This window comes from Intrasporangium calvum DSM 43043, assembly GCF_000184685.1.
GTDB lineage: Bacteria > Actinomycetota > Actinomycetes > Actinomycetales > Dermatophilaceae > Intrasporangium > Intrasporangium calvum.
Genome location: NC_014830.1, coordinates 125334 through 149793, shown reverse-complemented (window position 1 = coordinate 149793; position 24460 = coordinate 125334). Strand labels below are relative to the sequence as shown.

Genomic DNA, 24460 nt, shown 5'->3' with positions numbered 1-24460 from the left:
TGCCGCTGAGCCGGCTCAGCGGCATACGGCCTCCTCTGCGGCGGCCCCCCGAAAGTCGGCTGGTGCACTCGCCCGTAACCTGCTCCTGGTGAAAGGCTGCGTCGTGACGTGTCTCGCGTCACAGCCCGACCGGGTGACCGAAGGAGAACCGCCCCATGATCTCGCGCATCGCGATCGTCAACCGCGGCGAGGCCGCCATGCGCCTCATCCACGCCGTCCGCGACCTCAACGCCCAGCACGCGGTGGAGGGGCGCAGCGACCAGAGGATCGAGACGATCGCGCTGCACACCGAGGGTGAGCGTCGTGCCATGTTCGTCCGCGAGAGCGACCACGCCTACGACCTCGGCCCGGCCGCGAACCGGCCCTACATCGACCATGCCGTCCTCGAGCGCGCGCTCCGCGAGACAGGAGCGGACGCCGCGTGGGTCGGCTGGGGCTTCGTCGCCGAGGACCCGGCCTTCGCCGAGCTGTGCGAGCGGATCGGGGTCATCTTCATCGGTCCGAGCGCCGAGGCGATGCGCCAGCTCGGCGACAAGATCGGCTCCAAGCTCATCGCCGAGGAGGTCGGCGTCCCCGTGGCCCCGTGGTCGCGCGGCGGCGTCGACACGCTCGAGGAGGCGACGGAGGCCGCGGCCCGGATCGGCTACCCCCTCATGCTCAAGGCCACCGCCGGCGGGGGTGGGCGCGGGATCCGCAAGGTCGAGTCGGACGCCGAGCTGACCGAGGCCTACGAGCGGACTCGTGACGAGGCGGCGCGCGCCTTCGGCTCCGGCGTCGTCTTCCTCGAGAAGCTCGTCACCGGTGCCCGCCACATCGAGGTCCAGGTCATCGGCGACGGGCAGGGCACGGCGTGGGCCGTCGGCGTCCGGGACTGCTCCGTCCAGCGCCGCAACCAGAAGGTCATCGAGGAGTCCGCATCCCCCGTGCTCTCGGCCGACGAGGCAGCCGAGGTGCGCACGGCGGCCGAACGGCTCGCGGTGGCGGTCGGCTACGCGGGGGCCGGGACCGTCGAGTTCCTCTACCACCCGGCCGAGAAGTTCTTCGCCTTCCTCGAGGTGAACACCCGCCTCCAGGTGGAGCACCCGATCACCGAGGCGACGACCGACACGGACCTCGTCAAGCTGCAGATCCACGTCGCGAACGGCGGTCGCCTGGAGGGAGCGCGTCCGGTCGAGCGGGGCCACGCCGTCGAGGCGCGGCTCAACGCCGAGGACCCCGACCGTGACTTCGCCCCCGCCCCGGGACGTATCGCGCTGCTCGACTTCCCCTCCGGTCCGGGCATCCGGGTCGACACGGGCGTCGGAGAGGGCGACTCGATCCCCGCCGACTTCGACTCGATGATCGCCAAGATCATCGCCTACGGCCGCGACCGTGACGAGGCCCTGGCGCGGCTGCGCCGGGCGATGGCCGAGACGACGGTGGTCATCGAGGGCGGGGCGACGAACAAGAGCTTCATCCTCGACCTCCTCGACCAGCCGGAGGTCATCGACGGCTCCGCCGACACCGGCTGGATCGACCGGGTGCGCGGCGAGGGGCGCCTCATGTCCCAGCGCCACTCCGGGATCGCCCTCGTGGCAGCCGGCATCGAGGCCTACGAGGAGGCCGAGGCGATCGAGCGCGCCCGCCTGCTCGAGACCGCTCGCGGCGGCCGCCCGCAGGCGCACCACCAGGTCGGCCGGGGCGTGGACCTCAAGCTGCGGGGCACGATCCACAAGGTCAACGTCCTGCGCATCGCCCCGCACCGGTACCGGGTCACGGTCGGGTCGGGGGCGAGCGGAGACGACGGCCAGGTCGTCGAGGCCCAGCTCGACCGGATCGACGACTACCAGAGCCGCATCGTCGTCGGTGGCCAGAACCACCGCCTCATCACCGCCCTGCACGGTCCGGTGCTCCTCGTCGAGGTCGACGGCGTCACCCACCGGGTGTCCCGCGACGAGGGCGGCGTGCTCCGCTCCCCCGCCCCTGCCCTCGTCGTCGCTGCCCCCGTGCAGGTGGGCGACGAGGTGGCGGCGGGCGCCCCGGTCCTCGTCCTCGAGTCGATGAAGATGGAGACCGTGCTGGCGGCTCCCTTCGCCGCACGGGTCAAGGAGATCCTCGTCGGGGTCGGCGGCCAGGTCGAGACCGGTGCGGCCCTCGTGCGACTCGAGCCGACGGGTGACGAGGACGAGCCCGGCGCCGGCGCGAGCCCCGCCCCCACGGTCGACCTCGACCTGCCGGACTGCACCGTGGCCGACGAGACCCTTCGCGACCGGATCGCCCGCGGCGTGTCCGAGCTGTCCGCCGGCGTCCTCGGCTTCGACAACGACGACAACGGCACCCACCGCAGCCTCACCGCCTACCTGTCCGCTCGGGACGAGGCCGCAGCGGACGGGACCAGCCCGATCGCCGAGGAGATCATCCTCCTCGAGCTCGTCGCCGACTTCGCCGAGCTGAGCCGCAACCGACCCGCGGAGGAGGAGCGGCACACCGAGCTGCTCGTCCACACGCCCAGGGAGCACTTCCACACCTACCTGCAGAGTCTCGACGCCGACCGGGCCGGGTTGCCGGCCGCCTTCCGGGACAAGCTCGCCCGCGTGCTGCGGCACTACGGCGTCACTGAGCTCGACCGCACGCCGGACCTGGAGGAGGCGGTCTTCCGGATCTTCCTCGCCCAGCAGCGCACCTCCCCGGAGATCGCGCTGGCGACCTCGCTCCTCCAGCGCTGGCTCGGCGAGCCGACACCGGAGGCGCGGAACGCCGCCGCCGCCCGCGACACCCTCGACCGGCTCGTGCTCGCCACCCAGCTGCGGTTCCCCGTGATCGGCGACCTCGCCCGTAGCGTGCGCTTCCGCTGGTTCGAACAGCCGATGGTCGATGCGGAGCGTCAGAGCGTCCTCGCCGGGGTCCGGGACCAGCTCGAGTCCCTGACTGCCGAGGCCGAGCGGGTGGGCGACGAGGGTGGCGCGACTCCCGAGACCGTCAGCCCGGACTACGCGGCAGGGATCGACGAGCTCGCCGCCATCCCCGAACAGATCGTCCGCTTCCTCGCCGAGCGTCTCGACCGGCCGGATGACAGCATCCCGCGACACGAGCCGATGATCGAGGTGCTGATCAAGCGGCACTACCACGAGCACGACCTGCACGGACCGCACCGCTTCCACGCGGGTGACCGGCCCTTCGCCGTGGCCGACTACACGCTCGACGGCAGACCCACCCATCTCACCTCGACGATCGGCGACGTCGCGGAGCTCGCTCCGGGCAGCGACCTCGACGTGTCGGTCGGCAACGACGTGTGGAGCCGCGCCGAGCAGCACCACGCCGTGGTCGACCTCTACCTCCGCTGGCGCGACCAGCCCGCTGACCCGGAGGAGGTGAGCGCGACCCTCGCCACGCGCCTCAAGGCCCTCGACTGGACCAGGGACGTGCGCCGCGTGGCCGTCGCGGTCACCGGCAACCACGACCAGCCCGTCGGCTACTTCACCTTCCGACCCCAGGGTGAGGAGCTCGTCGAGGACCGCCTCGTCCGGGGCGTGCACCCGATGGTCGGGCGCCGCCTCCAGCTGTGGCGGCTGCGTGACTTCGAGGTCACTCGGCTCGAGGCCCCGGAGGACGTCTTCCTCTACGAGTGCGTCGCCCGGGACAACGCGGACGACCGACGGATCGTCGCCTCGGCGCAGGTCCGCCAGCTCGTCGTCGTCCGTGACGACGACGGTCGCGTGTCCGGGCTCCCGCAGGCCGAGCGGGCCATCGCCAACTGCCTCGACGCCATCCGACGCGTGCGAGCGTCCCGCGGCTCGGCGGGCTCCCGGCTCGACATGAACTACGTCTGGGTGACCATCTGGCCGATCATCGAGGCCGACCTCGAGCAGCTGACCGCCCTCCAGGCCAAGATCGCCCCACTGACCGTCGGCGCGGGCGTGGAGGAGGTCCTCGTCCAGGCCCGGGTCGTCCTCGATCCCGAGGAGGGGCCCGTCACCATCGCCGGCCGGTTCTCCTACCAGCCGGGCTCAGGTGTCGTCGGGACAGTGGGACAGCCGCCGGCTGAGCCGCTCAAACCGCTCGATGACTACGCCTCGAAGGTCGTCCGCGCCCGTCGCCGTGGCCTCGTCTACCCCTACGAGCTGCAGTCGATGATCGCCGGCGACGGTGGGACCGTGGTCGAGCACGACCTCGACGACGCGGGTCGCCTCGTCCCGGTGGACCGGCCGTTCGGCCTCAACAAGGCCGGCATCATCGTCGCTCTCGTCACGTCGCCGACCGAGCGCCACCCCCAAGGGGTCCAGCGCGTCGTGCTCAGCGGCGACCCGCTCCGCTCCCTCGGATCGGTGGCCGAGGCGGAGTGCGCCCGCGTCATCGCGGCACTCGACCTCGCAGAGGAGCGCGGCATCCCGGTCGAGTGGTACTCGCTCTCGGCCGGCGCACGGATCTCGATGGACTCCGGCACGGAGAACATGGACTGGGTCGCCCGGGCGCTCAAACGGATCATCGAGTTCACCCAGGCGGGGCAGGAGATCAACATCGTCGTGGCCGGCATCAACGTCGGCGCGCAGCCCTACTGGAACGCCGAGGCGACGATGCTCATGCACACCAAGGGCATCCTCGTCATGACGCCCGACAGCGCCATGGTCCTGACGGGAAAGCAGTCGCTCGACTTCTCCGGTGGCGTCTCGGCCGAGGACAACTTCGGCATCGGCGGCTACGACCGGGTGATGGGCCCGAACGGCCAGGCGCAGTACTGGGCGAAGGACCTCGCTGCGGCCAGGGACATCCTGATGACCCACTACGACCACGCCTACGTCGCTCCCGGCGAAGGCGGTCCGCGCCGGGTCGCCACGAGTGACCCGATCGACCGCGACGTCACGTCATACCCCCACTCGCTGCCCGACTCGGGCTTCACGACGGTGGGCGACATCTTCTCAGCCGAGAAGAACCCCGACCGCAAGAAGCCCTTCGACATCCGGACCCTGATGCGGGCCCTCACCGACCAGGACCACGCGACGCTCGAGCGCTGGGCCGGCATGGCGGACGCCGAGACCGCCGTGGTCCAGGACGCGCACCTCGGTGGCATCCCGGTGTGCCTCATCGGCATCGAGTCGAAGTCCGTCCCGCGCCGCGGGTTCCCGCCCACCGACGGTCCCGACACCTACACCGCGGGAACGCTCTTCCCCCGGTCGTCGAAGAAGGTCGCGCGAGCCATCAACGCGGCCAGCGGCAACCGGCCCGTGGTCATCCTCGCCAACCTGTCCGGCTTCGACGGGTCACCGGAGTCGATGCGCAGCCTCCAGCTCGAGTACGGCGCGGAGATCGGCCGGGCCATCGTCAACTTCGACGGGCCGATCGTCTTCACCGTCGTCTCCCGCTACCACGGCGGCGCCTTCGTCGTCTTCTCCAAGGCGCTCAACCCCAGGATGACGGTCCTCGCGATCGAAGGCTCCTTCGCCTCCGTCATCGGGGGCGCACCGGCGGCCGCCGTCGTGTTCGCCCGAGACGTCGACGCGCGCACGGCCGCGGACTCGCGCGTCGCCGAGCTCGCCGCCCGGGTCGACGCGTCCGAGGGAGTGGAACGCGCCCAGCTGGCCACCGAGCTGGCCGACCTGCGGGCCACGGTGCGCGCCGAGAAGCTCGGAGCGGTCGCCGCCGAGTTCGACAGCGTCCACAGCATCCATCGTGCCGTGGCCGTGGGGTCGGTCGACGAGGTGATCGAGGCGAGCGACCTCCGGCCCCGGATCATCTCCGCGCTGGAGGCGGGGCTCACCCCCTGACGACGTGCTCTGGCCCTGCCCCCGTCAGCGGGGCGGGTCGGGCGTCCGTCGGGGGAAGGAGGGCCGAACGCGACCCAGCCGTATGCCGGTGAGTGGGGCTCAGCGGCATACGGCTGGGTTTTGGGGGCTGCGCGGTGCTAGCTACCGCGCCTTCACGACCGCCCGGTCGGGTGGGAGGGTGAGGCGGTCGGAACTGTGTCCGGCTTGGCCGGAGGTGTGGGGGTCATCTCGGGTCGCTGCGACGGCGTGGCGCTCGGAACCGAGTCGGGCTTGCCCGTGGGAGCGATCTCGGGCTTGCCGGTGGCGTGGTCGCCCGAGCTGCCTGGTGCGTCCACCTCGGCGCAGAAGGCCTCGACCTCGTCCTCGCCCCCGGCAGCGGTGACGAGGTTCTGGAAGGCGACCGACTCCATGGCCTTGCCATTGCCGGCGACGCCCTTCCAGGCAGTGCCGAGGCCGAAAGCGGCCCAACCAGTCGCGTCGGGGCCGACGGGGGTGGCCTTGTCCTTCTTGCCCTCGCCCTTTCCGTTCTCTCTCGCGTCTGCTGCAGCATCCGCCTGGGAGGGCGTGGTGGCGGCGGTGGCGTGGGTCTCGGGCGTGGCCGGGGTGCTGGCTGAGACGTAGGCCACGGTGGCTGCACCACCGAGGCCCACGGCGATACCGGCGATGGTCGCGCCGAGCTTCGCGCCGGCGAGCGTTGAGATCATGGAGGGTCTCCGTCGTTGGGGTTTCGGGGCGGTGACCTGAGCCCGGAACGCATCGAGGGGACCGTCGAGACCGGACAGCTCCCGATCGCTGGGCCGGGCGGAGAGGAGGAAGGCCACCCGAGCCAGCTCAGGGTTCGCCGCGACCTCATCGAGCAGGTCGTCGTGCGACCCGGCCCGGTCGGGGAACCCCTCGCTCTGCTTTTCGTTGCTCATGTCACCCCCGAAGCGCCCGCAGGGCGCCATCCGTTACGTCCTGCTTCGACAATTTCTTCGCCAGGCTCTCCAGACCCCGATGGCACGCCACCCGAACCGAACCCGGGCTGCGTCCGAGCAGCTCCGCCACCTCAGCCACGGGCAGGCCGGCGACGACCCGGAGGAGCACCGCCTCAGCCTGACTCGCGGGGAGGGTCCGGACCAGTCGCAGCATGTCCTCGGTGGTCGCCGCCTCGATGACCGCCTCGGCGCTGTCCGGCGACACCTCGGCCGCCCACGTGTTCGCGCGCCAGCCGAGGCCGGCCTCGCGGGCGCGCTTGCGTCCTGCATCCACCGCACGTCGTCGAGCCGTGGTGAACACCCACGCGCGCCAGGCGGTCTCATCCCCCTCGAAGCGGGCCAGACCACGGACCACCGTGGTCCAGGTCTCGGCCGCGACCTCCTCGGCCATCTCGCCACCGAGACTCAGGTAGCGCAGGAGCGCGGGGTTGAGGTCACGCCAGAGTCGGGCGAACGCGTACTCGTCACCGCCCTGGGCGTCAGCGAGGACCGTCTGGAAGTCTGCGCCGATCACGCCGGACAGTCTGTCGCGTCCGAGACGAATTCGCTAGGCCAGAGCCGGACAAATCCGGCAGGGGACGCGGATCCGGTCAGTGGGTGGCCCGCCACCACCGCTGGGCGCCCACGAACGCGACGAGCACCCCGAGGCCCCCGATGACGAGGCCGACGAGCAGCCATGTGCCCAGCTGGCCTTCTCGGGCCACCGCTCCGGTGCTGCTTCCTCCGAGGAAGCCGGCGAGCGGTGCGATCACGGCCAGGATGGATCCGAGGATGGTCATCCAGAAGCCGGGGACCACGGTCTCCGGTCGGTCGTGGAGCTCAGCGTTCATCGACACATCCATTCAGGCGAGGCGAGTCCGGACCCTCTCAGCCTAGCCAGACCGCGTCGAGAAGGCGCAGGATGCCGGCGCGCGGCTTAGGCTGCCGTCATGGCCGTCCCTCCCGGAGACCTCCCCGACATCGACCCGACGGCGCCCCCGAGCGGGACCGGCTGCGCGGACTGCGTGGCCGCCGGCGGATGGTGGGTCCACCTGCGGCGCTGCGCCGCGTGCGGACACGTCGGCTGCTGCGACACCTCGCCCGCCCAGCACGCGACTCGCCACTTCCGCATGACCGGGCACCCGGTGGTGCGCAGCTTCGAGCCGGGCGAGACGTGGTTCTACGACTACCGCACCCAGGAGTTCGTCGAGGGTCCGCCGCTGGCTCCTCCCGACCACCATCCCGAGGACCAAGGCGTCCCCGGGCCGCGCGACCGGGTTCCCCCGGACTGGGGCGACCACCTCCACTGACCCGTCACCCCCCAGCTCCTGCGCCTGGGTCTGACGCCCGCAGTGGCTGCGGTGGTTGCTCCTGGCCGCCGCCCTGGCCCGCTGGTTGCGCCTCAGGCCTGAGTGCGCAGGTACCGCCCGAAGTGCGGCACCGTGAACGCGATCTGCCCGCGTTCGCCGGAGTAGATGAGTCCCTTCTTGATCAGCGCATCCCGTGCGGGAGAGAGGGACTGGGGCTTGCGCCCCAGGAGGTCAGCCACCGCGGAGGTCGCGACGGCGTCGAGCTCGTCGACGATGCCGTATGCCGCTGGGCTCGCTCCCGCGTCACCGTGGCCTTCCGTGGTGGCCTGGTCGCCGGGCCCCCGGACGAGCGCGGCGTCCGCCATGGCCCGGAGGTACTCGCGCTCGGCGGGCGTGGCCCGCTCGAACCGGGAGCCGAAGAAGCCGACCGCGAGCTCGGACTCGGCCTCCGGTGCGGCGACCCGGATGTCCTGCGCCGAGATGGGCGAGGAGGGGGACACGTCCCAGACGACCTTGCCGTAGGCCTGGATGAAGTAGGGGTAGCCGGCGGTCACGGAGTACATCGCCTCGAGCGCCTCGTCGGTGAACGCGCACCCCTCCTCTGCGGCGGGGCCCACGAGGGCCTGGTCGGCGGCGTCGCGGGGCAGCCGGTCGATGCGCTGGTAGCGGAAGAGCCGCTCGGAGTAGGACTTGGAGGCCGACAGCACGGCCGGCAGGTGCGGCAGCCCGGCCCCGACGACGATGACGGGCAGACCGGACTGGGAGATCTCGTGGCACGCCGCGCAGACGGCGGAGACGTCCTCGGGCCCGAGGTCCTGCATCTCGTCGACGAAGAAGGCCACCCCCTTGCCGAGGTCGGCGGCGAGCCCGCCGATGTCGGTGAAGAGCTCGACGAGGTCGATCTCGATGTCGCCGGAGTCGGCCCGGCCGGGCACGGCGGGCACGTCGATGCCCGGTTGCCACTTGTCCCGCAGCTTGCTCCCGCTCGCGGCGTCACGCAGCGCGAAGGACTTGATGATGCCGAGCACCTGGTCGACCTCGTCGCCCCGAGGGTGTCCGAGCTCGCGCACCGCCTGGTGCGCGGCGGCGGCGAGGGGCCGACGCAGCCGCTGGTCGGGCCGCGCCTCCAGCTTGCCGGTGCCCCAGTCCGCTCGCACGGCCGAGGATCGCAGCGCGTTGAGCAGGACGGTCTTGCCCACTCCGCGCAGGCCGGTGAGGACGATCGACCGCTCCGACCTCCCGCGGGCGATGCGCTCGAGCACGACGTCGAAGGTCCGCAGCTGCTCGTCGCGGCCGGCGAGCTCGGGGGGACGCTGCCCCGCGCCCGGGGCGTACGGGTTCGTGATGGGGTCCACGATCGGAGGCTATACGGGCCTCTAGGGAAAACCTGAGACATCGGCAGACGGGCCGATCGTGTCGCAGCCAGCCACCCAGCCACCCGAGGAGCGCGCCACCGGCGCCCGACCGAGCGCAGCGGCATACGGCCCGGTGGGGGTGGGCATGAAAAGGCGCCGTTCCGCACGGTCAGGGGTGGTCATGCGGAACGGCGCGAAGCGAGCATAACGCGATGTGATCGGACCCCGTCAACGAATCTGCGAAATCTCCACGGTTTCCCCAGGTTGGGCGATGGCGTCCTGCCCCGCGACGAGGAGCATCTCCTCGCTGCCCGCGGCGTGGGTGCCCTCGAGGATCGCGTGCATCGTCGCCGCCGTGCGCACCAGCGCGAGCCGTGGCCCATCGGTCAGGTAGTGCGCGAGGAACAGCGCCGCCGTGACGTCGCCACCACCCTTGACCGTCATCGGCAGCAGCGGAGTCGTCACGACCCAGGCACCGGCATGGGCGACACAGGTCATCTGGATGCAGTCGCCGGGAGTGTCCTCGGTCAGGGTCGAGGTGACGAGGACGACCTGCGGACCGCGAGCGCCCAGCTCCTCGGCCGCCGCCACGACGGCCTGCTGGGTCGCGAGCGGGCGCCCGACGAGGAACTCCAGCTCGAAGTGGTTGGGGGTGATGATGTCGGCTCGAGGGACCACCTCGTCGCGGATGAACTCGGGGATCCCCTCGCGGACGAAGAACCCCCGCCCGACATCACCCATGACGGGGTCGCAGCAGTAGAGCGCCGAGGGGTTCGCGGCCTTGACCCGCGCGACCGCGTCGAGGATGACCGCACCGACCGACTCCGCACCCTGGTAGCCGGACAGGACCGCGTCGATGTGCGGGAACGCGCCACGCTCCTCGATGCCCAGGAGCACCTCGGCGATGTCATCCGGTGCGATCAGCGGTCCGCGGGTCGCACCGTAGCCCGTGTGGTTGGAGAAGGTGACCGTCAGCACGGGGTAGACATCGTGCCCGAGCCGCTGGAGCGGGAAGACGGCCGCCGAGTTGCCGGCGTGGCCGTAGGCGACGTGGGACTGGATCGACAGGATCTTCACGCTCGTCACGATAGTGGCGGCCCTGCGAACCGCATCGTCCCCTGACGGCGGGACCTACTTGAGCAGCCGGGACATCCGCCGGTCGGCGAGCGGCTTGCCACCGGTCTGGCAGGTGGCGCAGTACTGCAGCGAGGTGTCGGCGAAGCTCACCTCCCGCACGACGTCGCCACACTCGGGGCAGGCCTGGCCCGTGCGGGCATGGACGCGCATGCCTGCCCGCTTGGCATCCTTGAGCTCCTTGGCCGGCTTGCCCGAAGCAGCGTGCACGGCGCTCGACAGCGTCTCGCGGAGCGCTGCGTAGAGGCGGTCCACCACGTCCGGGGGCAGGCTCCCGGCGATGGCGAAGGGGCTGACCTTCGCCACGTGGAGGATCTCGTCGCTGTAGGCGTTCCCGACCCCGGCGATGACCTCCTGGTCGCGGAGCAGGCCCTTGATCTGGGTCCGCCGACCGGTGAGCAGCTCCCGGAAGCGCTCCAGCGTGAAGTCGTCGGCGAGGGGGTCCGGCCCGAGCCGGGCGACACCGGGCACCTCCTTGGGGTCGCGGACGATGTAGGCGGCGAGCGACTTCTTCGTGCCGGCCTCGGTCAGGTCGAAGCCGCTGCCATCGGAGAGCCTGACGCGCAAGGCGATCGGGGACTTGCCGGGTCTCAGCACGGTCGTCGGCAGCTGGTCGCTCCACCGCAGCCAGCCGGCCCGGGCGAGGTGGAAGACGAGATGGGTGCCGTCGCAGTCGATGTCGAGGAACTTCCCGTGCCTGTGCACCCCGTCGATGGGTGCCCCCTCGAGCGACTGGGGCGGCGGGTTGAACGTCTTGAGCGCGCTGATCGAGGCCAGCTCGACCTTCGTCACGGCCAGGCCGGCCGTCCGCTCGGCGAGGAAGTCGACGAGCGCCTGCACCTCGGGCAGCTCAGGCATGCCCCCATCCTGCCAAAGCACGCGCCCGCATGCCGCTGAGCTCGCTCCCAGGGGCCACGGGGCGTCCCAGCCCTCCCGCCCACCCCGTCGAGTGTGCAGAACCTGCCGGGCAGGAACTGCGCACTCGACGTGCTCGTCAGGTCACCGGCGGGCGGGAGGGCTGCTCGTCGGCCGCGACCGGCTCGCCGACCATCCCCGCCTCGTCGAGCATCCGCAGCAGCCCGTCGCCGTCCGGGGCGAGGAAGGTGGGCGCGGTCCGGCTCGCCCACCCGCGGTGCGGCCCCTCCGCTCGCCCCATCGGGTGCGAGAGGACCTGCTCGGTGGGCGTCAGCTGACGGATGCAGACGGCACCGACCCGGTCGGGCCGCGCCTCCGCGAACTCGGCGTAGATCTGCGGATCGTGCTGGCCGTCGTCACCGACGAGGAGCCAAGTGATGTGCGGGAAGTCGCGGGCCAGCCGGTGGAGCGCGCTGCGCTTGTGCTCCTGCCCGCTCCGGAACCAGCCCGTGTTGGTCGCACCCCAGTCCGTCATGAGGAACGGTCCCAGTGGATAGCCCGCCTCGACGAGGAACCGGGTCAGTGTGGGTGTCGTGTTCCACGCGCCCGTCGAGAGGTAGACGATCGGGGCCCCGCGGTGGGCGGCGAGCAGCCGCCGGTACATCGGCGCCATCCCGGCCACCGCCCGGCGCGACTTGCCGCTGCGGACGAAGGTGTTCCACGCGGCGATCATCGGACGCGGCAGCATCGTCGTGATGACGGTGTCGTCGATGTCGCTGACGATGCCGAAGGTGACGTCGTCGCCGACGACGAAGATGTCGGCCGGCACCGGGTCGGTGCCCTGTGCCGCGACGACGACCTGCTGCCAGCCCGGCCCCAGACCGTGGTCGTGGGCGACGACATCGATGTAGCCGCCCCGGTCCGAGCGGCCGTAGACCTCCCGGTCCCCGATGGTCACGACGACGGGGACGCCCGCGGCGGGCGCCGTGACGAACACGCGCCACCCCCGGTCGTACCGACGCGGGACCAGCGCGCCGGTCGCGTCCTGTCGCTCCGGCGGTCCCGCCTCACCCCGGCGGCCGAGGACGATCCGGGCGAAGACGCGGACGTAGGTGCTCGTGCCGTAGCCGATGTGCGTGACGACGCGGTTGCCCCAACCGCGCCCACGCAGGAGCCGCTCGACCTGCTCGTTGAAGGCGTCCTCGATGATGGCGGCCGCGTGCGGTCGGGACATGTCGCCCAACCTACTTCACGAGGACGTCCGGACCACGACGTACGGTGGACCCCATGCGCAGGGGCACCTCCACACGTCGCACCATCTCCGCAGCCGTCAGTCTCGTCCTGGCCACCAGCCTCACGGCAGGCTGCTCGCTCTTCGAGTCCGACCCGGATCCGGCCGACACCGCAACGGCGCTCGCCCGCGGTCTCGCCAGGGGCGACCTGACGGGAGTGACGCTGAGCGGCACGACCGCCCAACAGGCGACCGCCTTCCTCAAAGGGGTCTACGAGGACCTCGGCGACCTGCGGCCGTCGGTGGCGGTCGCCGGCGTCGTGCCCGACGAGGAGGGCACGAGCGCGACGGCGACGCTCCGCACGACGTGGGACGTGTCGGCGAGCGCGCAGGACTGGACCTACGAGACCCAGGTCCCACTCACCCTGGCCGAGAACACCTGGCAGGTGCGCTGGGCCCCGTCGGTCGTGGCCCCCGAGCTCGCCGCGGACGAGACCCTCGACATCGTCCGGACGTGGCCGCGGCGCGCCGACATCGTCGACCGCCGCGGTGGCAGGCTGATGACCGAGCGGGAGGTCGCCCACATCGGGATCGACAAGACGAAGGTCTCCGGAGCCACCGCCACGCGATCCGCGCGTGCGCTGGCGGAGGTCGTCGGTGTCGACGGCACCGCCTTCGCCGACCGGGTCGCAGCGGCGGGGCCGAAGGCCTTCGTCGCCGCCATCACCCTCCGGGTCACGGACCCCACGCTCGCCGACAACGTCGACCGGATCGATTCCGTGGACGGAGCCCTCCGGGTGCCGGCGATGCAGGTGCTGGCCCCCACCCGCACCTGGGCCGCGCCGATCCTGGGGCGGGTGGCCGAGGCGACCGCCGAGCAGATCGAGAAGTCCGGCGGCGTGCTCGAGGTCGGCGACGTCGTCGGGCAGAACGGCCTGCAGCTGCGCTACGACGAGCGGCTCCGGGGCAAGCCGGGCGTCGCCGTCCACGCGGTCCAGCGCGGCAAGGACGGGTCGGCCATCGACAAACGCGAGCTCTTCGCCGAGCCCTCGGAGAAGGCGGAGCCGCTCGCCGTGACGCTCGACGCGAAGGCCCAGACGGCGGCCGAGGCAGCACTCGCGGAGCAGACGAAGCGCCCGACCGCCCTCGTCGCGGTCAAGGTCTCGACCGGCGAGGTCCTCGCCGCCGCGGTCGGCCCCGGGGCCGAGCAGGCCCCGCTCGCCCTGGCCGGCAAGGAGGCGCCGGGCTCCACCTTCAAGATCGCCAGCGCGCTCGCCCTCATCCGGAAGGGGGCGACCGCCGAGACGAAGCTCCCGTGCACGGACACCCTGACGGTCAACGGGCGCGTCTTCGGCAACTACAGCAGGTACCCGTCCTCCCAGCTCGGCGACATCCCGCTCGAGCGGGCCGTCGCATACTCCTGCAACACCGCCTTCATCAGCCAGCACGAGAAGGTCTCCCAGGACGAGCTCATCGCCGCGGCGGAGTCCCTCGGCATGGGCGAGGAGCTCGACCTGCCCTTCACCGGCTTCCTCGGGTCAGTGCCGCCGACCGACGACGTCGTCGAGCGCGCGGCGTCGTTCATCGGCCAGGGACGCGTCGAGGCCTCGCCGCTCACCATGGCGCTCGTCATCGCCTCCGTGATGCGGGGAGAGACGGTCCGGCCGCGGCTGGTCGTCACCGACACGGCGCTCCCGGCCCCGGCGACCCCGCTGCGGCAGGAGGAGGCCGAGGTGCTGCGCCGCGCCCTGCGAGCCGTGGTCACGGAGGGCAGCGGCACGGTGCTCCGGACGGTCGGCGTCGAGTATGCCAAGACCGGCACCGCCGAGTTCGGGACGACGAACCCGCCCCGGACCCATGCGTGGATGGTGGCCGGTCGGGGTGACCTCGCCATCGCGGCGTACCACGAGGAGGGGCCGAGCGGGACGACCCATGCGGCGCCCTTCATCATCGACTTCCTCAGGTCCTACGACGCCGAGGACGCCGGCTGACCCGCCCACCAGCTGGACGCCGGTGGCGAGGTGGCGCGGGAAAAGTTCACCGTAGTGTTGCAATCCTGCGCGCACGTCGGCGCGCATCCTGGCACCTGAAGGGCGCATAGTGGTCGGCATGGGGAGGACGGGACTCGCGGTCGTCGCGATGAGTCTCGCCGTCGGTCTGGGCGGGTGCGCCGGGGCCGACCGCGGCAGCAGCGGCACTCCCGCGCCGATCGACTCGCAGCCCGCCACGCGCACCTTCGCCGGAGGGCCGATCGGCGACTCGACCGAGCCGCTGACCACGCCGCTCTTCCCGCTCACCCTGCGCCGCACCGGCGGCATCGCGGGCTACGACGACACCGTCGTGCTCCACGCCGACGGGAAGGTGCTCGTCGACACCCGCTCCGTGCACGGCAGGGTCTGCCAGCTGACCGGTCCCGAGCAGAAGCACCTCCTCTCGCTCCTCAACACGCTGCGGCTCGTCGACGCGAGCGTTCCGACCGCCGGCTCCACGGCGGCCACGGTCCCCCTCCCGCCGGAGGGCGACGACCAGACGTCCAACGACGCCATCCTCATCAACATCACCGACCACAAGCTGCGCCCCCTCGACCTGCGCGACCCCTCGCTCGGTGAGGTGGCCGGTCTCGTCGGGGCGCTCGTCGCCGACGTGACCCTGTCGTCGCCCGCCACCACCCGGTGCACGACTCCGACCAGCCCGGTCCCCGCACCCGCCACCTGAGGCGGTCCACCGCCCGGGTCGACCCCTGAGCCTCAGGACACGTCCCCCGTCAGGACCCGGGCGCCTCCGACCCGTCAGCGCGGCGTCGCGCCGCCTCCAGGTCCTCCGGGGTGTCGACGTCCGTGGCGACGTCCGCCTCGTCCCGCACCTCGACCCGCGGGACGTCACCCAGGAGGCGCCGCACACTCACCCCGGCGGGCGAGCCGACGGCCGCCAGCCGCTCCCTGAGCAGCTCGGCGGGCCAGGCGGCACACAGCCAGTTGGGGCCGGTCGACGACCACGTCACGGCGACCGAGCCCTCGGCAGCGGCCACCAGGGCCTCGAGGTGGGCCCGGGTGAGGAAGGGCAGATCCCCAGCGAGCACGAGGACGACGTCCGGTCCGCTGGGAGCGAGCCCAGCGGCATCCGTCCCGGTGGTGAGGGCAGCCCACCCAGCGGCGATCCCGGCGACCGGCCCCCCACCCGGGGGCTCCTCCGAGACGACTCGCGTCCCTTCGGGAACGGCGGCACCGCTGCCCACGACGACGAGGGGCCACCCGCCCACCGCCCCGACGACCCGTTCGACGATGGCGCGGCCCGCGACGTGGATGGCCGGCTTGTGGCGGCCCATCCGCGACGACGCCCCACCAGTGAGGACGACGGCGGCGGCTCGGGCGAGGGACGGCTGCACGGTCGGAGTCTGGCACGCTTGCCGCATGGGACGTGTCACGCAGCGCACCAAGGTCACGGTCGTTGACGTGTCGGGCGACCGACCGACGAGCCGGTCGCGCACCGACACCGTCACCGTGGAGGAGCCGCTCGAGCTGCGCGTCGGGGGCACACCGCTCACGGTCACCATGCGCACCCCCGGCCACGACATCGAGCTCGTCCACGGCTTCCTCCTCACCGAGGGCATCATCCGAGACGCCGCCGACGTCAGCCTCGCCCGCTACTGCGAGGGAGCCGTCGTCTCCGGGGAGAGCGGCTTCGAGGAGAACACCTACAACGTCATCGACGTCACCCTCGCTCCAGGGGTGGCCCAACCGGCCGCGGAGCTGGCGCGGAACTTCTTCACGTCGTCGTCCTGCGGAGTCTGCGGCAAGGCCTCCATCGAGCAGCTCCGCGCGCGCACTCAGTGGCCGGTCCGGGACGACGCCACCCGTTGGCCGGCCGCCGTGATCACGGCCATGCCCGAGCGGATGCGGTCCGAGCAGCGGTCGTTCGACAAGACGGGGGGGCTGCACGCAGCAGGCCTCTTCGGCCCGGGCGGAGAGCTCCTCGCGGTGCGCGAGGACGTCGGCCGGCACAACGCCGTCGACAAGGTCCTCGGGTGGGCCCTGCTCTCCGGGCGCCTCCCGGCCACCGGGTGCGTGCTCATGGTCTCCGGCCGGGCGTCCTTCGAGCTGACGCAGAAGGCCCTGATGGGCGGGGTGCCGTGCCTGGCCGCGGTGTCCGCGCCGTCGTCCCTTGCCGTCGAGACGGCGTCCGACGCGGGGATGACGCTGCTGGGCTTCGTCCGCGGGGCGACGCTCAACGTGTACTCCCGCGGTGACCGATTGCGGTTTCCCTGACTACAGTCCAGCCATGGCCATCTTCGCGATCCAGTACACCTATCCCGAGGACATGACTGAGCAGCTCAAGATCCGGCCCGACCACCGCGACTGGCTGACCGGGCTGCCGGGGCTCCGCGCCGCGGGGATGTACCAGGCCGGGCACGACGAGTTCTCCGAGGGTGAGGTGACGGTCGAGGAGCCACCCAACGGCGCGCTCATCATCGTGGAGGCGGACTCGCTCGCCGACGTGCTGGCGACGTTCGAGGAGGACCCGTACTGGGCCGGCGGCTACGTGCTGCGCCGGGTCGTGCGCGAGTGGAACCCGCCGTTGGGGCCGTGGGTCGCCGACGCGAGCCAGGGCAACGCCTGACCGCTGCGCCCTCCGTCGCACCCCTTCCGCAACACACCCGCCTACCGCGTGACCTTGCCGTCTGCAGGCGTCAGGGTCAGGCGGTAAGCGGGTGTGTTGCGGTCAGAGCGGGTGGACGGTGACGATGTCTCCCGGGACGATCTGCTCGACCGTCTCAGGCACCTCGATGAGCGCGTTGGAGCCCGCGAGCGCCGACAGGTGACGCGCGTCGGGTGCGCTGACGGTCCCGTCGGGAGCGACGACTCCGGAGATGAACTGGACCATGCCGGCCCGGGTGTGCCGGGGCCTTCCGACGTATGCCGCTGAGCTGGCTCCGCGCGCCGGGGCACCATGGCGTTCGTCGAGCGCCGGTCGCACCAGCATCTCGAAGGAGACGAAGGCGCCCACCGGTGTGCCGGGCAGGCAGACCACCGGCATGCCATCCCAGCGGCCCAGACCTTGCGGTCCACCCGGCTGCATGGCGAGGTGGACGAAGCTGAACGACTCGCGCGGCTCGCAGACCTGGCGCACCACCTCGTAGGCGCCCGCGCTGACACCGCCCGTCGTGATGACGAGGTCGACGTCGGGGGCTGCGCTGAGCTCGGTGAGCAGACCCTCCAGGGCACCCGGGTCGTCGGTGCAGGTGGCGACCCGGGTCACGCTGCACCCGGCGGCGGACGCCAGAGCGGCGACCATCTCGGAGTTCGACTCGTGGATGCCGCCCCGGCCGGGGTCCACGCCGGGGACCGTCAGCTCGGCACCGGTGGCGACGACCGCGACCCGGGTCGGGACGTGGACGACCGCCTCGGTGCAGCCGGCGGAGCGGGCCAGCGCGATGACCGCAGCAGTGAGCGGGGCCCCGGTCCCCGCGACCGGGACTCCGGCCGCGATGTCCTCGGCCTGCTTCCGAACGTGACGACCCGGCGCGACCGGCGCCGCGAAAGTCACCTGCCGGGGGGCGGGTCCGGTCCGCTCCGCGTCGGTCTGCTCGACGGGCACGACGCCCACCGCACCCGTCGGCAGCCGGGCGCCGGTCATGACGCGGGCGGCCTGGCCGGGCTCGAGGACGAAACCGGCCGCGTCACCGGCCGCGACGTCACCCACCACGAGGAAGACCCGCTGGTCAGGCGTCTCGGGGACCGCTGCGTAGCCGTCCATCGCCGAGCTGTCGAAGCGAGGCAGGTCGTCGATAGCGAGGAGCGGTTCCGCCAGCCGCCGACCGAGGGCGTGCCGGTCGACGGGGATCACCTCGGTCGCCGCGGCCCCGATGACGTGGCGGAGGGCAATGCGGTGCTCGGCGACGGAGGTGTGGGGCACGGGCTCATTCTGGCCCACGCCCATCGGGGGAGTGCGCGGTGCCCTCAGTTCCCGGTCGTGACGTCGGCGCGGGCACCCCGGACCGCCTCGGCGCCGCGACTGAGGTGGAGGACGCACGCATCCGGCTCGGCGAAGGCCTCGAGGCCGACGCCTTCCGCGGTGCCACCCGCGGCCTCCAGGGCGCCCCGGACGAGTCCGAGGTGCACCTGGCAGACGACCTCCGGGTGGCGGCGGGCCACGTCGAGCATGGGGCACTGGCGCAGCCGCACGACGTCCCCGCGCTCGTCGGGATCGAACCCGAGCGTCTCGAGGACGCCCAGCATGGCGCGGTTGGGGTCGTCGACCTCGCCGTGCGACTCGACGAGCCCACGCCCCCAGCCGACGCCGAGCTTGGCCATGTCGGCGGCCACGTCGCCACCCTGGGCCGCGACGTGGTCAGCGAGGACGGCTGCGAGAGAGGCGTACTCACCGATCGAGGGGGCGGCCACACCGGGCCGCGACGAGTAGCCCCACCCGGGGCGACCGCGACCGGCCGGCGTCAGTCGCGAGCGCTGCGCGAGCCCGGCGTCGACGAGCCCGTCGAGGTGCTCACGCACCGTGTTGACGTGGAGGTCGAGGGTCTGGGCGACCGTGGCGATGGATCTCGGCTCGGCCTCGAGGACCTCGAAGACGCGTCTGCGCTGCGCGGAGAGACCGGCGACAGCGTCTGCTGCGCTGCGCCGGGAGGGCCTCGGGCCCCACCCCTCGTCCTTTTCCACGTTGATCACCGTCTAAAATGTATCTCGCGGCCGGCCGGTCCGCCAAACGCCGGCCACCACCAGGCCTGTCGACCATCGACTGGAACCCACTCAACCAGGAGCATCCCGTGACCGAACTGTCCCTCACCGAGAAGAGCCAGCACTCCTGCGGCTGCGGCTGCAGCGACGAGGGCGTGCCGACGCTCGACGTCACCGTCATCCCCCACGCGATCCGGCACGCCACCGTCTTCGGGGCCTTCAGCGCCATCCCGGCCGGCGGGGCGATGGACCTCGTGGCACCCCACAACCCGCTCCCGCTGCTCGCCCAGCTGCAGCAGCAGTTCGGCGAGATCGGGATCGAGTACCTTGTTGAGGGCCCGGAGGCCTGGACGCTGCGGCTGACGCGCCCGGCCTGACGGGCCGCGACGCACGAGAGGAGCCCCCGGCGATGTGCAGCTACTGCGGGTGTCGCGACATCTCCCTGATCGGCCGGTTCATGACCGAGCACGAGGAGATCGTCAACGTCGCCGGGGTCCTCCACCGTGCCGTCGAGGGCCACGGCCCGGACTCCGTCGCTGAGGCCCTCGGGCACACGCTCGCGCACCTGCACCCGCACACGACGGCGGAGGAGCGGGGGCTCTTCGCCGTTCTCCGGCGCAACCCCGACTTCACCGAGCACATCGATGGTCTCTGCGCCGAGCACGCCCGGCTTGACGACCTCGCCGAGCGCATCCGAGGCGGCGACACCGCGCTGGTCAACACCTTCTACGACGAGCTGCGCGACCACATCGACAAGGAGGACAACGGGCTCTTCCCCGCTGCCGCCATCGAGATGGATGGGCCAGACTGGGTCGAAGCGATCCAGCTCACCCCGGATGAGGGACCCCACACTCATGACGAGCCCCATGACGACACCCACTGAGGTCGGCCCCCGTCCCACGCGCAGCGAGCGCCTCGACCGGCTCCCGTTCAACGCGCAGCACCGACGGCTCCTCGTCGGCTCCGGCATCGGCTGGGCCCTCGATGCGATGGACGTCGGTCTCATCTCCTTCGTCATGGCGGCCCTGGCCAAGCAGTGGCTGATCAGCCCGACCGAGCTGTCCTGGGTCGCGTCGATCGGCTTCGTCGGGATGGCGATCGGCGCCTCGCTCGGCGGCCTGCTCGCTGACCGCATCGGCCGGCGCAACGTCTTCGCGCTCACCCTGCTCGTCTACGGTCTCGCGACCGGAGCCGCCGGTCTCTCCACCGGCCTGGCCATGCTCATCGGCCTGCGCTTCGTCGTGGGGCTCGGTCTCGGGGCGGAGCTGCCCGTCGCCTCCACCCTCGTCAGCGAGTACGCGCCGGCTCGGATCCGCGGCCGTGTCGTCGTGATCCTCGAGGCGTTCTGGGCCGTGGGGTGGATCCTCGCTGCCCTGGTCGGCTACTTCGTCGTCCCCGCCTCCGACGACGGGTGGCGGTGGGCTCTCTTCATCGGCATCGTGCCTGCCCTCTACGCGCTCTACGTCCGGGCCCGGCTGCCGGAGTCCGTGCGGTTCCTCGAGGGCCGGGGGCGCACCGCGGAGGCGGAACAGGCCGTGCGCACCTTCGAGGCCCCGTCCGGGGTGGCGGCGGTCGAGTCGCCGGAGGCACCACCCGCCCCCAGGCCGCGCTGGTCCGACCTCTGGTCCGACGGCCTGCGCACCCGCACCGCGGCGCTCTGGGCGGCGTGGTTCGGGATCAACTTCTCCTACTACGGGGCCTTCATCTGGATCCCCAGCCTCTTGGTGTCCCAAGGCTTCTCCCTGACGCGGTCCTTCGGCTTCACGCTCATCATCACGCTGGCCCAGCTGCCCGGCTACGGCGTCGCAGCGTTCCTCATCGAGGCCTGGGGCCGACGCGCCACCCTGGCCACCTTCCTCGTCGGGTCGGCCGTGTCCGCCTACGCCTTCGGTCAGGCCGGCAGCGAGGGCGCGATCATCGCCGCCGGGTGCGCGCTGTCCTTCTTCAACCTCGGCGCGTGGGGAGCGCTGTACGCCGTGACCCCGGAGGTCTACCCGACCTTCCTGCGCGGCACCGGCTCCGGCTCCGCGGCCGCCTTCGGCCGGATCGCCTCGATCCTCGCGCCGCTCTCCGTCCCGTGGCTGCTCGACCTCGGTGGTTCCGGTCTCGTCTTCACCGTCTTCGGCGTCGCCTTCGCCCTCGCCGCCGTGGCGTCGCTCGCCCTGCCGGAGTGGCGCGGGCGGTCGCTCGCCTGACGAGTGCGGGCCCGTTCCGCCGTCCCCGCAGCGCCCGCGACCGCGTGCCACGTAACGACCGGGTGACGTCCGGCGCCCGCGGGTGGTGCCGCTCCCCGAAAGTGGGTAGGACTGACCTGTGCCCTCCCTCCACGGACGGGGCTCACGCGACCGGCGCCGTCGGGGGTGCCAACAGGCGCTGAAAACTTGGAGTTAGGGGATCTGTCATGACGACCACGATCGGTATGCGTCGAAGAGCGGTCTGGCTCATCACGTCCGTCGCCTTCGCCGCAACGGGTGCACTCGCCCTCTCGAGCGCTACGTCGGCCACGGCCGACGAGCACAACCAGTGGGTCTACGTCTGCAAGTACGTGGGCACACCGGGGGTGGATGAGCGTCTGCAGACCGGGCAGAACCCCATCCTCGTGTCGGTCAACGCGATCGACGGGCCCCCGGTCATCGGAGCGCCGTTCCAGGATGCTCAGGGCCGCTCCGTGGTGATCGGGTACGGCGAGCCGGGCGGCGGCCAGGAGGGCGAGCCCGAGCCGGTGTGCCCGCCGGAGCTCCCGCCGCCTCCCACCGAGACCACGACCCCGCCTCCCACCGAGACCACGACCCCGCCGACCACGGAGACGACCACACCTCCAACCACCGAGACCACGACCCCGCCGACCACGGAGACGACCACACCTCCAACCACCGAGACGACGACGGGCACCACCCCGCCTGAGCAGCCGCCGGGGACGACCCCTCCGGGTGCGGGTGGCGGCGTGACGCCCGGACCGGGCGCGCCGGACACCGGCGGCGGCCCGGCGGGTGGCGCAGGCGACTCCGTCCCGGTCAACGGCCTCATCGGCACGGGCCTGCTGCTGGGCGCCGCGGGCATCCTGACCTCCGAGGCGGTCCGCCGCCGCCGCGTGGTCGCCGACGGCTGAGTCATCGTCAGGGGCCGCCGGTCGGATGACCGTCGGCCCCTGCGTCATGCCGGCGGCCCGATCCGCCAACGAGTCGAGCAGGAGGGACCGTGACGCCCACCCCGCGGAGTGTGACCGCCCTCGTCGCGGCCGCACTCGTGCTGGTCGTCGCCGCTTGGGTCTTCCTCGCTCAGCCGTTCCAGCCGGAGCCCGCCCAGGGCGGCACCGGCGCTCGCGTGGCCGGGACGACCGGAGCAGCTGATGTCGCACCGGCCGACCGGGCCCCACCGTCGTCCCGCGCCGGCTCCCCGTCGAGCACGCCCTCGCGCGCGTCGACGTGCCGCGCGGGCGAACCCGCCCGCCTCGTCATCCCCGCCCTCGGCGTCGACGCGCCCTTCGAGCGGATCGGGCTCGACCAGACCGCCGAGCCCGACACCGAGGGCCGCCGTCCCCTCGGCAACCCGAAGGACCGCACCAGGGCCGGCTGGTACGCCGACGGACCCCGCCCCGGCACCGGGACCGGTACGGTCCTGACCAACGGGCACACCTACCGCGACAACTCGGCCATCTTCAAGGAGGACTTCGCCGAGCGCATCGCGGTGGGCCAGCTGATCCACGTCCGGCAGCGGAACGGGTCGACGTGCTCCTACTCGGTCTCGCGCGTGTGGCGCGAGGTCGATGCGGCGCGGGACTACCCGCGCATCGTCGTCTCGGAGCACCTCTATGACTTCGAGGGCCCGGAGCGGCTCTTCCTGACGACGTGTGGGGGCAGCTGGAACAGCGTCACGCAGAACTACGACGACATCAGCCTGCTCGTCGCGACCCCGGTCCGCCGGGGCTGACGGCATAGGGTCGACTCATGCCGCAGGTCAGCGCCGACGCCCACGTCCCCCTGCCGCCCGACGCGGCCGCGGCCGTCGCCGAGTCGTTCCCCCCGGCGAGGCCACGCGTTCCCCCGCACGTCCGATCAGTGCGAGCAGCGTGGCGATTCCGTCCCGAAGGTGCCGGAGCGCTCGCCATCCACACCATCTCGTATGCCGCTGGGCCGGCTTGGCTGGCCCGGCTCGCTCACGAGCCGACGCAGTGGCTGTTGCGCCACCAGGCAGTGCGCCAGGTGGAACGGCTCGCGGAGGTCGCCCGATCTCGCGTCCGGGACGCGTGATGGAGGCGCCCCGCTGGATCGATGCGGCGCACATCCGCCGGGCCCTCTCACCGGAGCAGGCTCGGCGCCTCATCCGCGAGGCGCTGGAGGGCGACTTCGACCCTGCTGGGGACCCGGCTCGACTGGCACCCGTGGTCCCGGGCGGCCAGCTGCTCATCATGCCTTCGTCGACGGGGGACTCGGTCGGCGTCAAGGTCCTGTCGGTGGCTCCGGGCAACCCGGTGCGGGGGCTCGAGCGCATCCAGGCCCTCTACGTCCTCTTCGACGCCGACACCCTCGCCCCGTCGGTCATCCTGGACGGCAGCGCCATCACGTCGCTCCGGACTCCGGCGGTGTCAGCGGTGGCCGTGGACGCGTTGGCCCCGCCGACAACTCGGACGTTGACCGTCTTCGGAGGCGGGCCGCAGGCACTGGGTCACGTCGAGGCCGTGCTCGCCGTCCGGCAGCCGGAGCGGGTCGTGATCGTCACGCGCCACCTCGACGGGGCCCGGGCCACGGCCCGACGGATCGACGAGCTCGGAGTCGAGACGACGGCTCTCGCCGCCGAGGACGTGCGGGTGCGCACCGCCGTCGGCGGCTCCGAGGTCGTCGTCACAGCGACGTCCGCAGGCACTCCCGTCCTGGACGGCTCCTGGGTCGCCGACGGCGCGTGCGTCGTCGCGATCGGCTCGCATGAGCCGGACCGCCGCGAGCTCGACGCAGCGCTGCTGGGTCGCTCGCTCGTCGTCGTCGAGGACATCGGCACGGCCCTGCGCGAGGCGGGCGACGTCGTGCTGGCGATGGGGGAAGGAGTGCTCAGCACCGCGGACCTGCATCCGCTGAAGGACCTGGTCACCGGTGCCGTCGGGCGCGCCACCGACCGCCCGAACGTCTTCAAGAGCGTCGGCATGTCCTGGGAGGACCTCGTCATCGCGGCCGGGGTGGCGCGCGCCTGACCGA

23 protein-coding genes are annotated in these 24460 nt (G+C 72.3%); 13 read left to right on the top strand and 10 right to left on the bottom strand.

Features of this window, described 5'->3' with window-relative positions:
• Positions 1 to 155 precede the first annotated feature (155 nt).
• Positions 156 to 5741, top strand: a complete 5586-nt coding sequence (locus INTCA_RS00695) for an ATP-binding protein (protein ID WP_013491020.1) — start codon at positions 156 to 158, stop codon at positions 5739 to 5741.
• Between the two features lie 152 nt (positions 5742 to 5893).
• Here INTCA_RS00695 and INTCA_RS19730 read toward each other — a convergent pair whose 3' ends face one another.
• The 3 genes from INTCA_RS19730 to INTCA_RS00680 form a co-directional block, all read right to left on the bottom strand.
• Complete coding sequence (locus tag INTCA_RS19730) at positions 5894 to 6658, bottom strand: hypothetical protein (RefSeq protein ID WP_169312898.1); 765 nt, start codon at positions 6656 to 6658, stop codon at positions 5894 to 5896.
• A 1-nt stretch (position 6659) separates the two neighbouring features.
• The gene (locus INTCA_RS00685) at positions 6660 to 7232 is read right to left on the bottom strand and encodes an RNA polymerase sigma factor (RefSeq protein ID WP_013491018.1); all 573 of its coding nucleotides are present in this window, start codon (positions 7230 to 7232) and stop codon (positions 6660 to 6662) included.
• A 76-nt stretch (positions 7233 to 7308) separates the two neighbouring features.
• On the bottom strand, positions 7309 to 7548 hold the full coding sequence (locus INTCA_RS00680) for a hypothetical protein (RefSeq protein ID WP_013491017.1): 240 nt from the start codon (positions 7546 to 7548) through the stop codon (positions 7309 to 7311).
• A 99-nt stretch (positions 7549 to 7647) separates the two neighbouring features.
• On the opposite strand from INTCA_RS00680, the gene INTCA_RS00675 reads away from it, so the two are divergent.
• The gene (locus tag INTCA_RS00675; protein WP_013491016.1) at positions 7648 to 8007 is read left to right on the top strand and encodes a UBP-type zinc finger domain-containing protein; all 360 of its coding nucleotides are present in this window, start codon (positions 7648 to 7650) and stop codon (positions 8005 to 8007) included.
• Positions 8008 to 8099: 92 nt separating this feature from the next.
• On the opposite strand, the gene INTCA_RS00670 is transcribed toward INTCA_RS00675, so the two are convergent.
• The 4 genes from INTCA_RS00670 to INTCA_RS00655 all read right to left on the bottom strand — a co-directional run bounded on the left by INTCA_RS00670 (position 8100) and on the right by INTCA_RS00655 (position 12585).
• Entirely contained in the window at positions 8100 to 9362 is a 1263-nt protein-coding gene (locus INTCA_RS00670; protein WP_013491015.1) for an ATP-binding protein, read from the bottom strand.
• Between the two features lie 228 nt (positions 9363 to 9590).
• On the bottom strand, positions 9591 to 10439 hold the full coding sequence (gene pdxY, locus INTCA_RS00665) for a pyridoxal kinase PdxY (RefSeq protein ID WP_041308048.1): 849 nt from the start codon (positions 10437 to 10439) through the stop codon (positions 9591 to 9593).
• A 54-nt stretch (positions 10440 to 10493) separates the two neighbouring features.
• Complete coding sequence (locus INTCA_RS00660; RefSeq protein WP_013491013.1) at positions 10494 to 11354, bottom strand: Fpg/Nei family DNA glycosylase; 861 nt, start codon at positions 11352 to 11354, stop codon at positions 10494 to 10496.
• Positions 11355 to 11490: 136 nt separating this feature from the next.
• Positions 11491 to 12585 carry an App1 family protein phosphatidate phosphatase gene (locus INTCA_RS00655; RefSeq protein WP_013491012.1) on the bottom strand — a complete coding sequence of 365 codons (1095 nt, stop codon included), beginning with the start codon at positions 12583 to 12585 and terminating at the stop codon, positions 11491 to 11493.
• Positions 12586 to 12638: 53 nt separating this feature from the next.
• Between INTCA_RS00655 and INTCA_RS00650 the strand changes: the two genes are divergently transcribed.
• Together INTCA_RS00650 and INTCA_RS18450 are read left to right on the top strand one after the other, a co-directional pair.
• A complete protein-coding gene (locus INTCA_RS00650; RefSeq protein ID WP_013491011.1) occupies positions 12639 to 14573 on the top strand; it encodes a penicillin-binding transpeptidase domain-containing protein in 1935 nt (644 codons plus the stop codon).
• Positions 14574 to 14691: 118 nt separating this feature from the next.
• Entirely contained in the window at positions 14692 to 15297 is a 606-nt protein-coding gene (locus INTCA_RS18450) for a hypothetical protein (protein WP_013491010.1), read from the top strand.
• Positions 15298 to 15346: 49 nt separating this feature from the next.
• Here INTCA_RS18450 and mobA read toward each other — a convergent pair whose 3' ends face one another.
• Entirely contained in the window at positions 15347 to 15967 is a 621-nt protein-coding gene (mobA, locus tag INTCA_RS00640; RefSeq protein ID WP_013491009.1) for a molybdenum cofactor guanylyltransferase, read from the bottom strand.
• Between the two features lie 25 nt (positions 15968 to 15992).
• Here mobA and fdhD point away from each other — a divergent pair, with 25 nt between their 5' ends.
• Both fdhD and INTCA_RS00630 read left to right on the top strand, forming a co-directional pair.
• Positions 15993 to 16847, top strand: a complete 855-nt coding sequence (gene fdhD, locus INTCA_RS00635) for a formate dehydrogenase accessory sulfurtransferase FdhD (protein ID WP_013491008.1) — start codon at positions 15993 to 15995, stop codon at positions 16845 to 16847.
• A gap of 13 nt (positions 16848 to 16860) precedes the next feature.
• Positions 16861 to 17199 carry a YciI family protein gene (locus INTCA_RS00630; protein ID WP_013491007.1) on the top strand — a complete coding sequence of 113 codons (339 nt, stop codon included), beginning with the start codon at positions 16861 to 16863 and terminating at the stop codon, positions 17197 to 17199.
• A 102-nt stretch (positions 17200 to 17301) separates the two neighbouring features.
• Here INTCA_RS00630 and INTCA_RS00625 read toward each other — a convergent pair whose 3' ends face one another.
• The gene (locus INTCA_RS00625) at positions 17302 to 18495 is read right to left on the bottom strand and encodes a molybdopterin molybdotransferase MoeA (RefSeq protein ID WP_041307067.1); all 1194 of its coding nucleotides are present in this window, start codon (positions 18493 to 18495) and stop codon (positions 17302 to 17304) included.
• A gap of 44 nt (positions 18496 to 18539) precedes the next feature.
• On the bottom strand, positions 18540 to 19262 hold the full coding sequence (locus tag INTCA_RS00620; RefSeq protein WP_013491005.1) for a helix-turn-helix transcriptional regulator: 723 nt from the start codon (positions 19260 to 19262) through the stop codon (positions 18540 to 18542).
• Positions 19263 to 19360: 98 nt separating this feature from the next.
• On the opposite strand from INTCA_RS00620, the gene INTCA_RS00615 reads away from it, so the two are divergent.
• From INTCA_RS00615 to INTCA_RS00590, 7 genes are all read left to right on the top strand, one after another.
• Positions 19361 to 19648, top strand: coding sequence for a DUF2249 domain-containing protein (locus INTCA_RS00615; protein ID WP_234423856.1), 288 nt, complete (start codon positions 19361 to 19363; stop codon positions 19646 to 19648).
• 32 nt (positions 19649 to 19680) lie between these two features.
• Entirely contained in the window at positions 19681 to 20154 is a 474-nt protein-coding gene (locus INTCA_RS00610; RefSeq protein ID WP_013491003.1) for a hemerythrin domain-containing protein, read from the top strand.
• The gene (locus tag INTCA_RS00605) at positions 20138 to 21466 is read left to right on the top strand and encodes an MFS transporter (RefSeq protein ID WP_041307063.1); all 1329 of its coding nucleotides are present in this window, start codon (positions 20138 to 20140) and stop codon (positions 21464 to 21466) included. The genes INTCA_RS00610 and INTCA_RS00605 overlap by 17 nt, the downstream gene beginning before the upstream one ends.
• A 206-nt stretch (positions 21467 to 21672) precedes the next feature.
• Positions 21673 to 22380 carry a hypothetical protein gene (locus INTCA_RS18445; protein WP_013491001.1) on the top strand — a complete coding sequence of 236 codons (708 nt, stop codon included), beginning with the start codon at positions 21673 to 21675 and terminating at the stop codon, positions 22378 to 22380.
• A gap of 89 nt (positions 22381 to 22469) precedes the next feature.
• Positions 22470 to 23201, top strand: a complete 732-nt coding sequence (locus INTCA_RS18440) for a class F sortase (RefSeq protein ID WP_013491000.1) — start codon at positions 22470 to 22472, stop codon at positions 23199 to 23201.
• Between the two features lie 17 nt (positions 23202 to 23218).
• Positions 23219 to 23521 carry a hypothetical protein gene (locus INTCA_RS18435; protein ID WP_013490999.1) on the top strand — a complete coding sequence of 101 codons (303 nt, stop codon included), beginning with the start codon at positions 23219 to 23221 and terminating at the stop codon, positions 23519 to 23521.
• Positions 23521 to 24456 carry an ornithine cyclodeaminase family protein gene (locus INTCA_RS00590; protein ID WP_013490998.1) on the top strand — a complete coding sequence of 312 codons (936 nt, stop codon included), beginning with the start codon at positions 23521 to 23523 and terminating at the stop codon, positions 24454 to 24456. Before INTCA_RS18435 ends, INTCA_RS00590 begins: the two co-directional genes overlap by 1 nt.
• The last annotated feature ends 4 nt before the right edge of the window (positions 24457 to 24460 follow it).

Excerpts from the sequence above, each read along its gene's own strand:
- INTCA_RS00695 (WP_013491020.1), top strand. The coding sequence starts at position 156 with ATGATCTCGCGCATCGCGATCGTCAACCGCGGCGAGGCCGCCATGCGC.
- INTCA_RS19730 (WP_169312898.1), bottom strand. The coding sequence starts at position 6,658 with ATGAGCAACGAAAAGCAGAGCGAGGGGTTCCCCGACCGGGCCGGGTCG.
- INTCA_RS00680 (WP_013491017.1), bottom strand. The coding sequence starts at position 7,548 with ATGAACGCTGAGCTCCACGACCGACCGGAGACCGTGGTCCCCGGCTTC.
- INTCA_RS00675 (WP_013491016.1), top strand. The coding sequence starts at position 7,648 with ATGGCCGTCCCTCCCGGAGACCTCCCCGACATCGACCCGACGGCGCCC.
- INTCA_RS00660 (WP_013491013.1), bottom strand. The coding sequence starts at position 11,354 with ATGCCTGAGCTGCCCGAGGTGCAGGCGCTCGTCGACTTCCTCGCCGAG.
- INTCA_RS00655 (WP_013491012.1), bottom strand. The coding sequence starts at position 12,585 with ATGTCCCGACCGCACGCGGCCGCCATCATCGAGGACGCCTTCAACGAG.
- INTCA_RS00650 (WP_013491011.1), top strand. The coding sequence starts at position 12,639 with ATGCGCAGGGGCACCTCCACACGTCGCACCATCTCCGCAGCCGTCAGT.
- INTCA_RS18450 (WP_013491010.1), top strand. The coding sequence starts at position 14,692 with ATGGGGAGGACGGGACTCGCGGTCGTCGCGATGAGTCTCGCCGTCGGT.
- fdhD (WP_013491008.1), top strand. The coding sequence starts at position 15,993 with ATGGGACGTGTCACGCAGCGCACCAAGGTCACGGTCGTTGACGTGTCG.
- INTCA_RS00630 (WP_013491007.1), top strand. The coding sequence starts at position 16,861 with ATGGCCATCTTCGCGATCCAGTACACCTATCCCGAGGACATGACTGAG.
- INTCA_RS00610 (WP_013491003.1), top strand. The coding sequence starts at position 19,681 with ATGTGCAGCTACTGCGGGTGTCGCGACATCTCCCTGATCGGCCGGTTC.
- INTCA_RS00605 (WP_041307063.1), top strand. The coding sequence starts at position 20,138 with ATGACGACACCCACTGAGGTCGGCCCCCGTCCCACGCGCAGCGAGCGC.
- INTCA_RS18445 (WP_013491001.1), top strand. The coding sequence starts at position 21,673 with ATGACGACCACGATCGGTATGCGTCGAAGAGCGGTCTGGCTCATCACG.
- INTCA_RS18435 (WP_013490999.1), top strand. The coding sequence starts at position 23,219 with ATGCCGCAGGTCAGCGCCGACGCCCACGTCCCCCTGCCGCCCGACGCG.
- INTCA_RS00590 (WP_013490998.1), top strand. The coding sequence starts at position 23,521 with ATGGAGGCGCCCCGCTGGATCGATGCGGCGCACATCCGCCGGGCCCTC.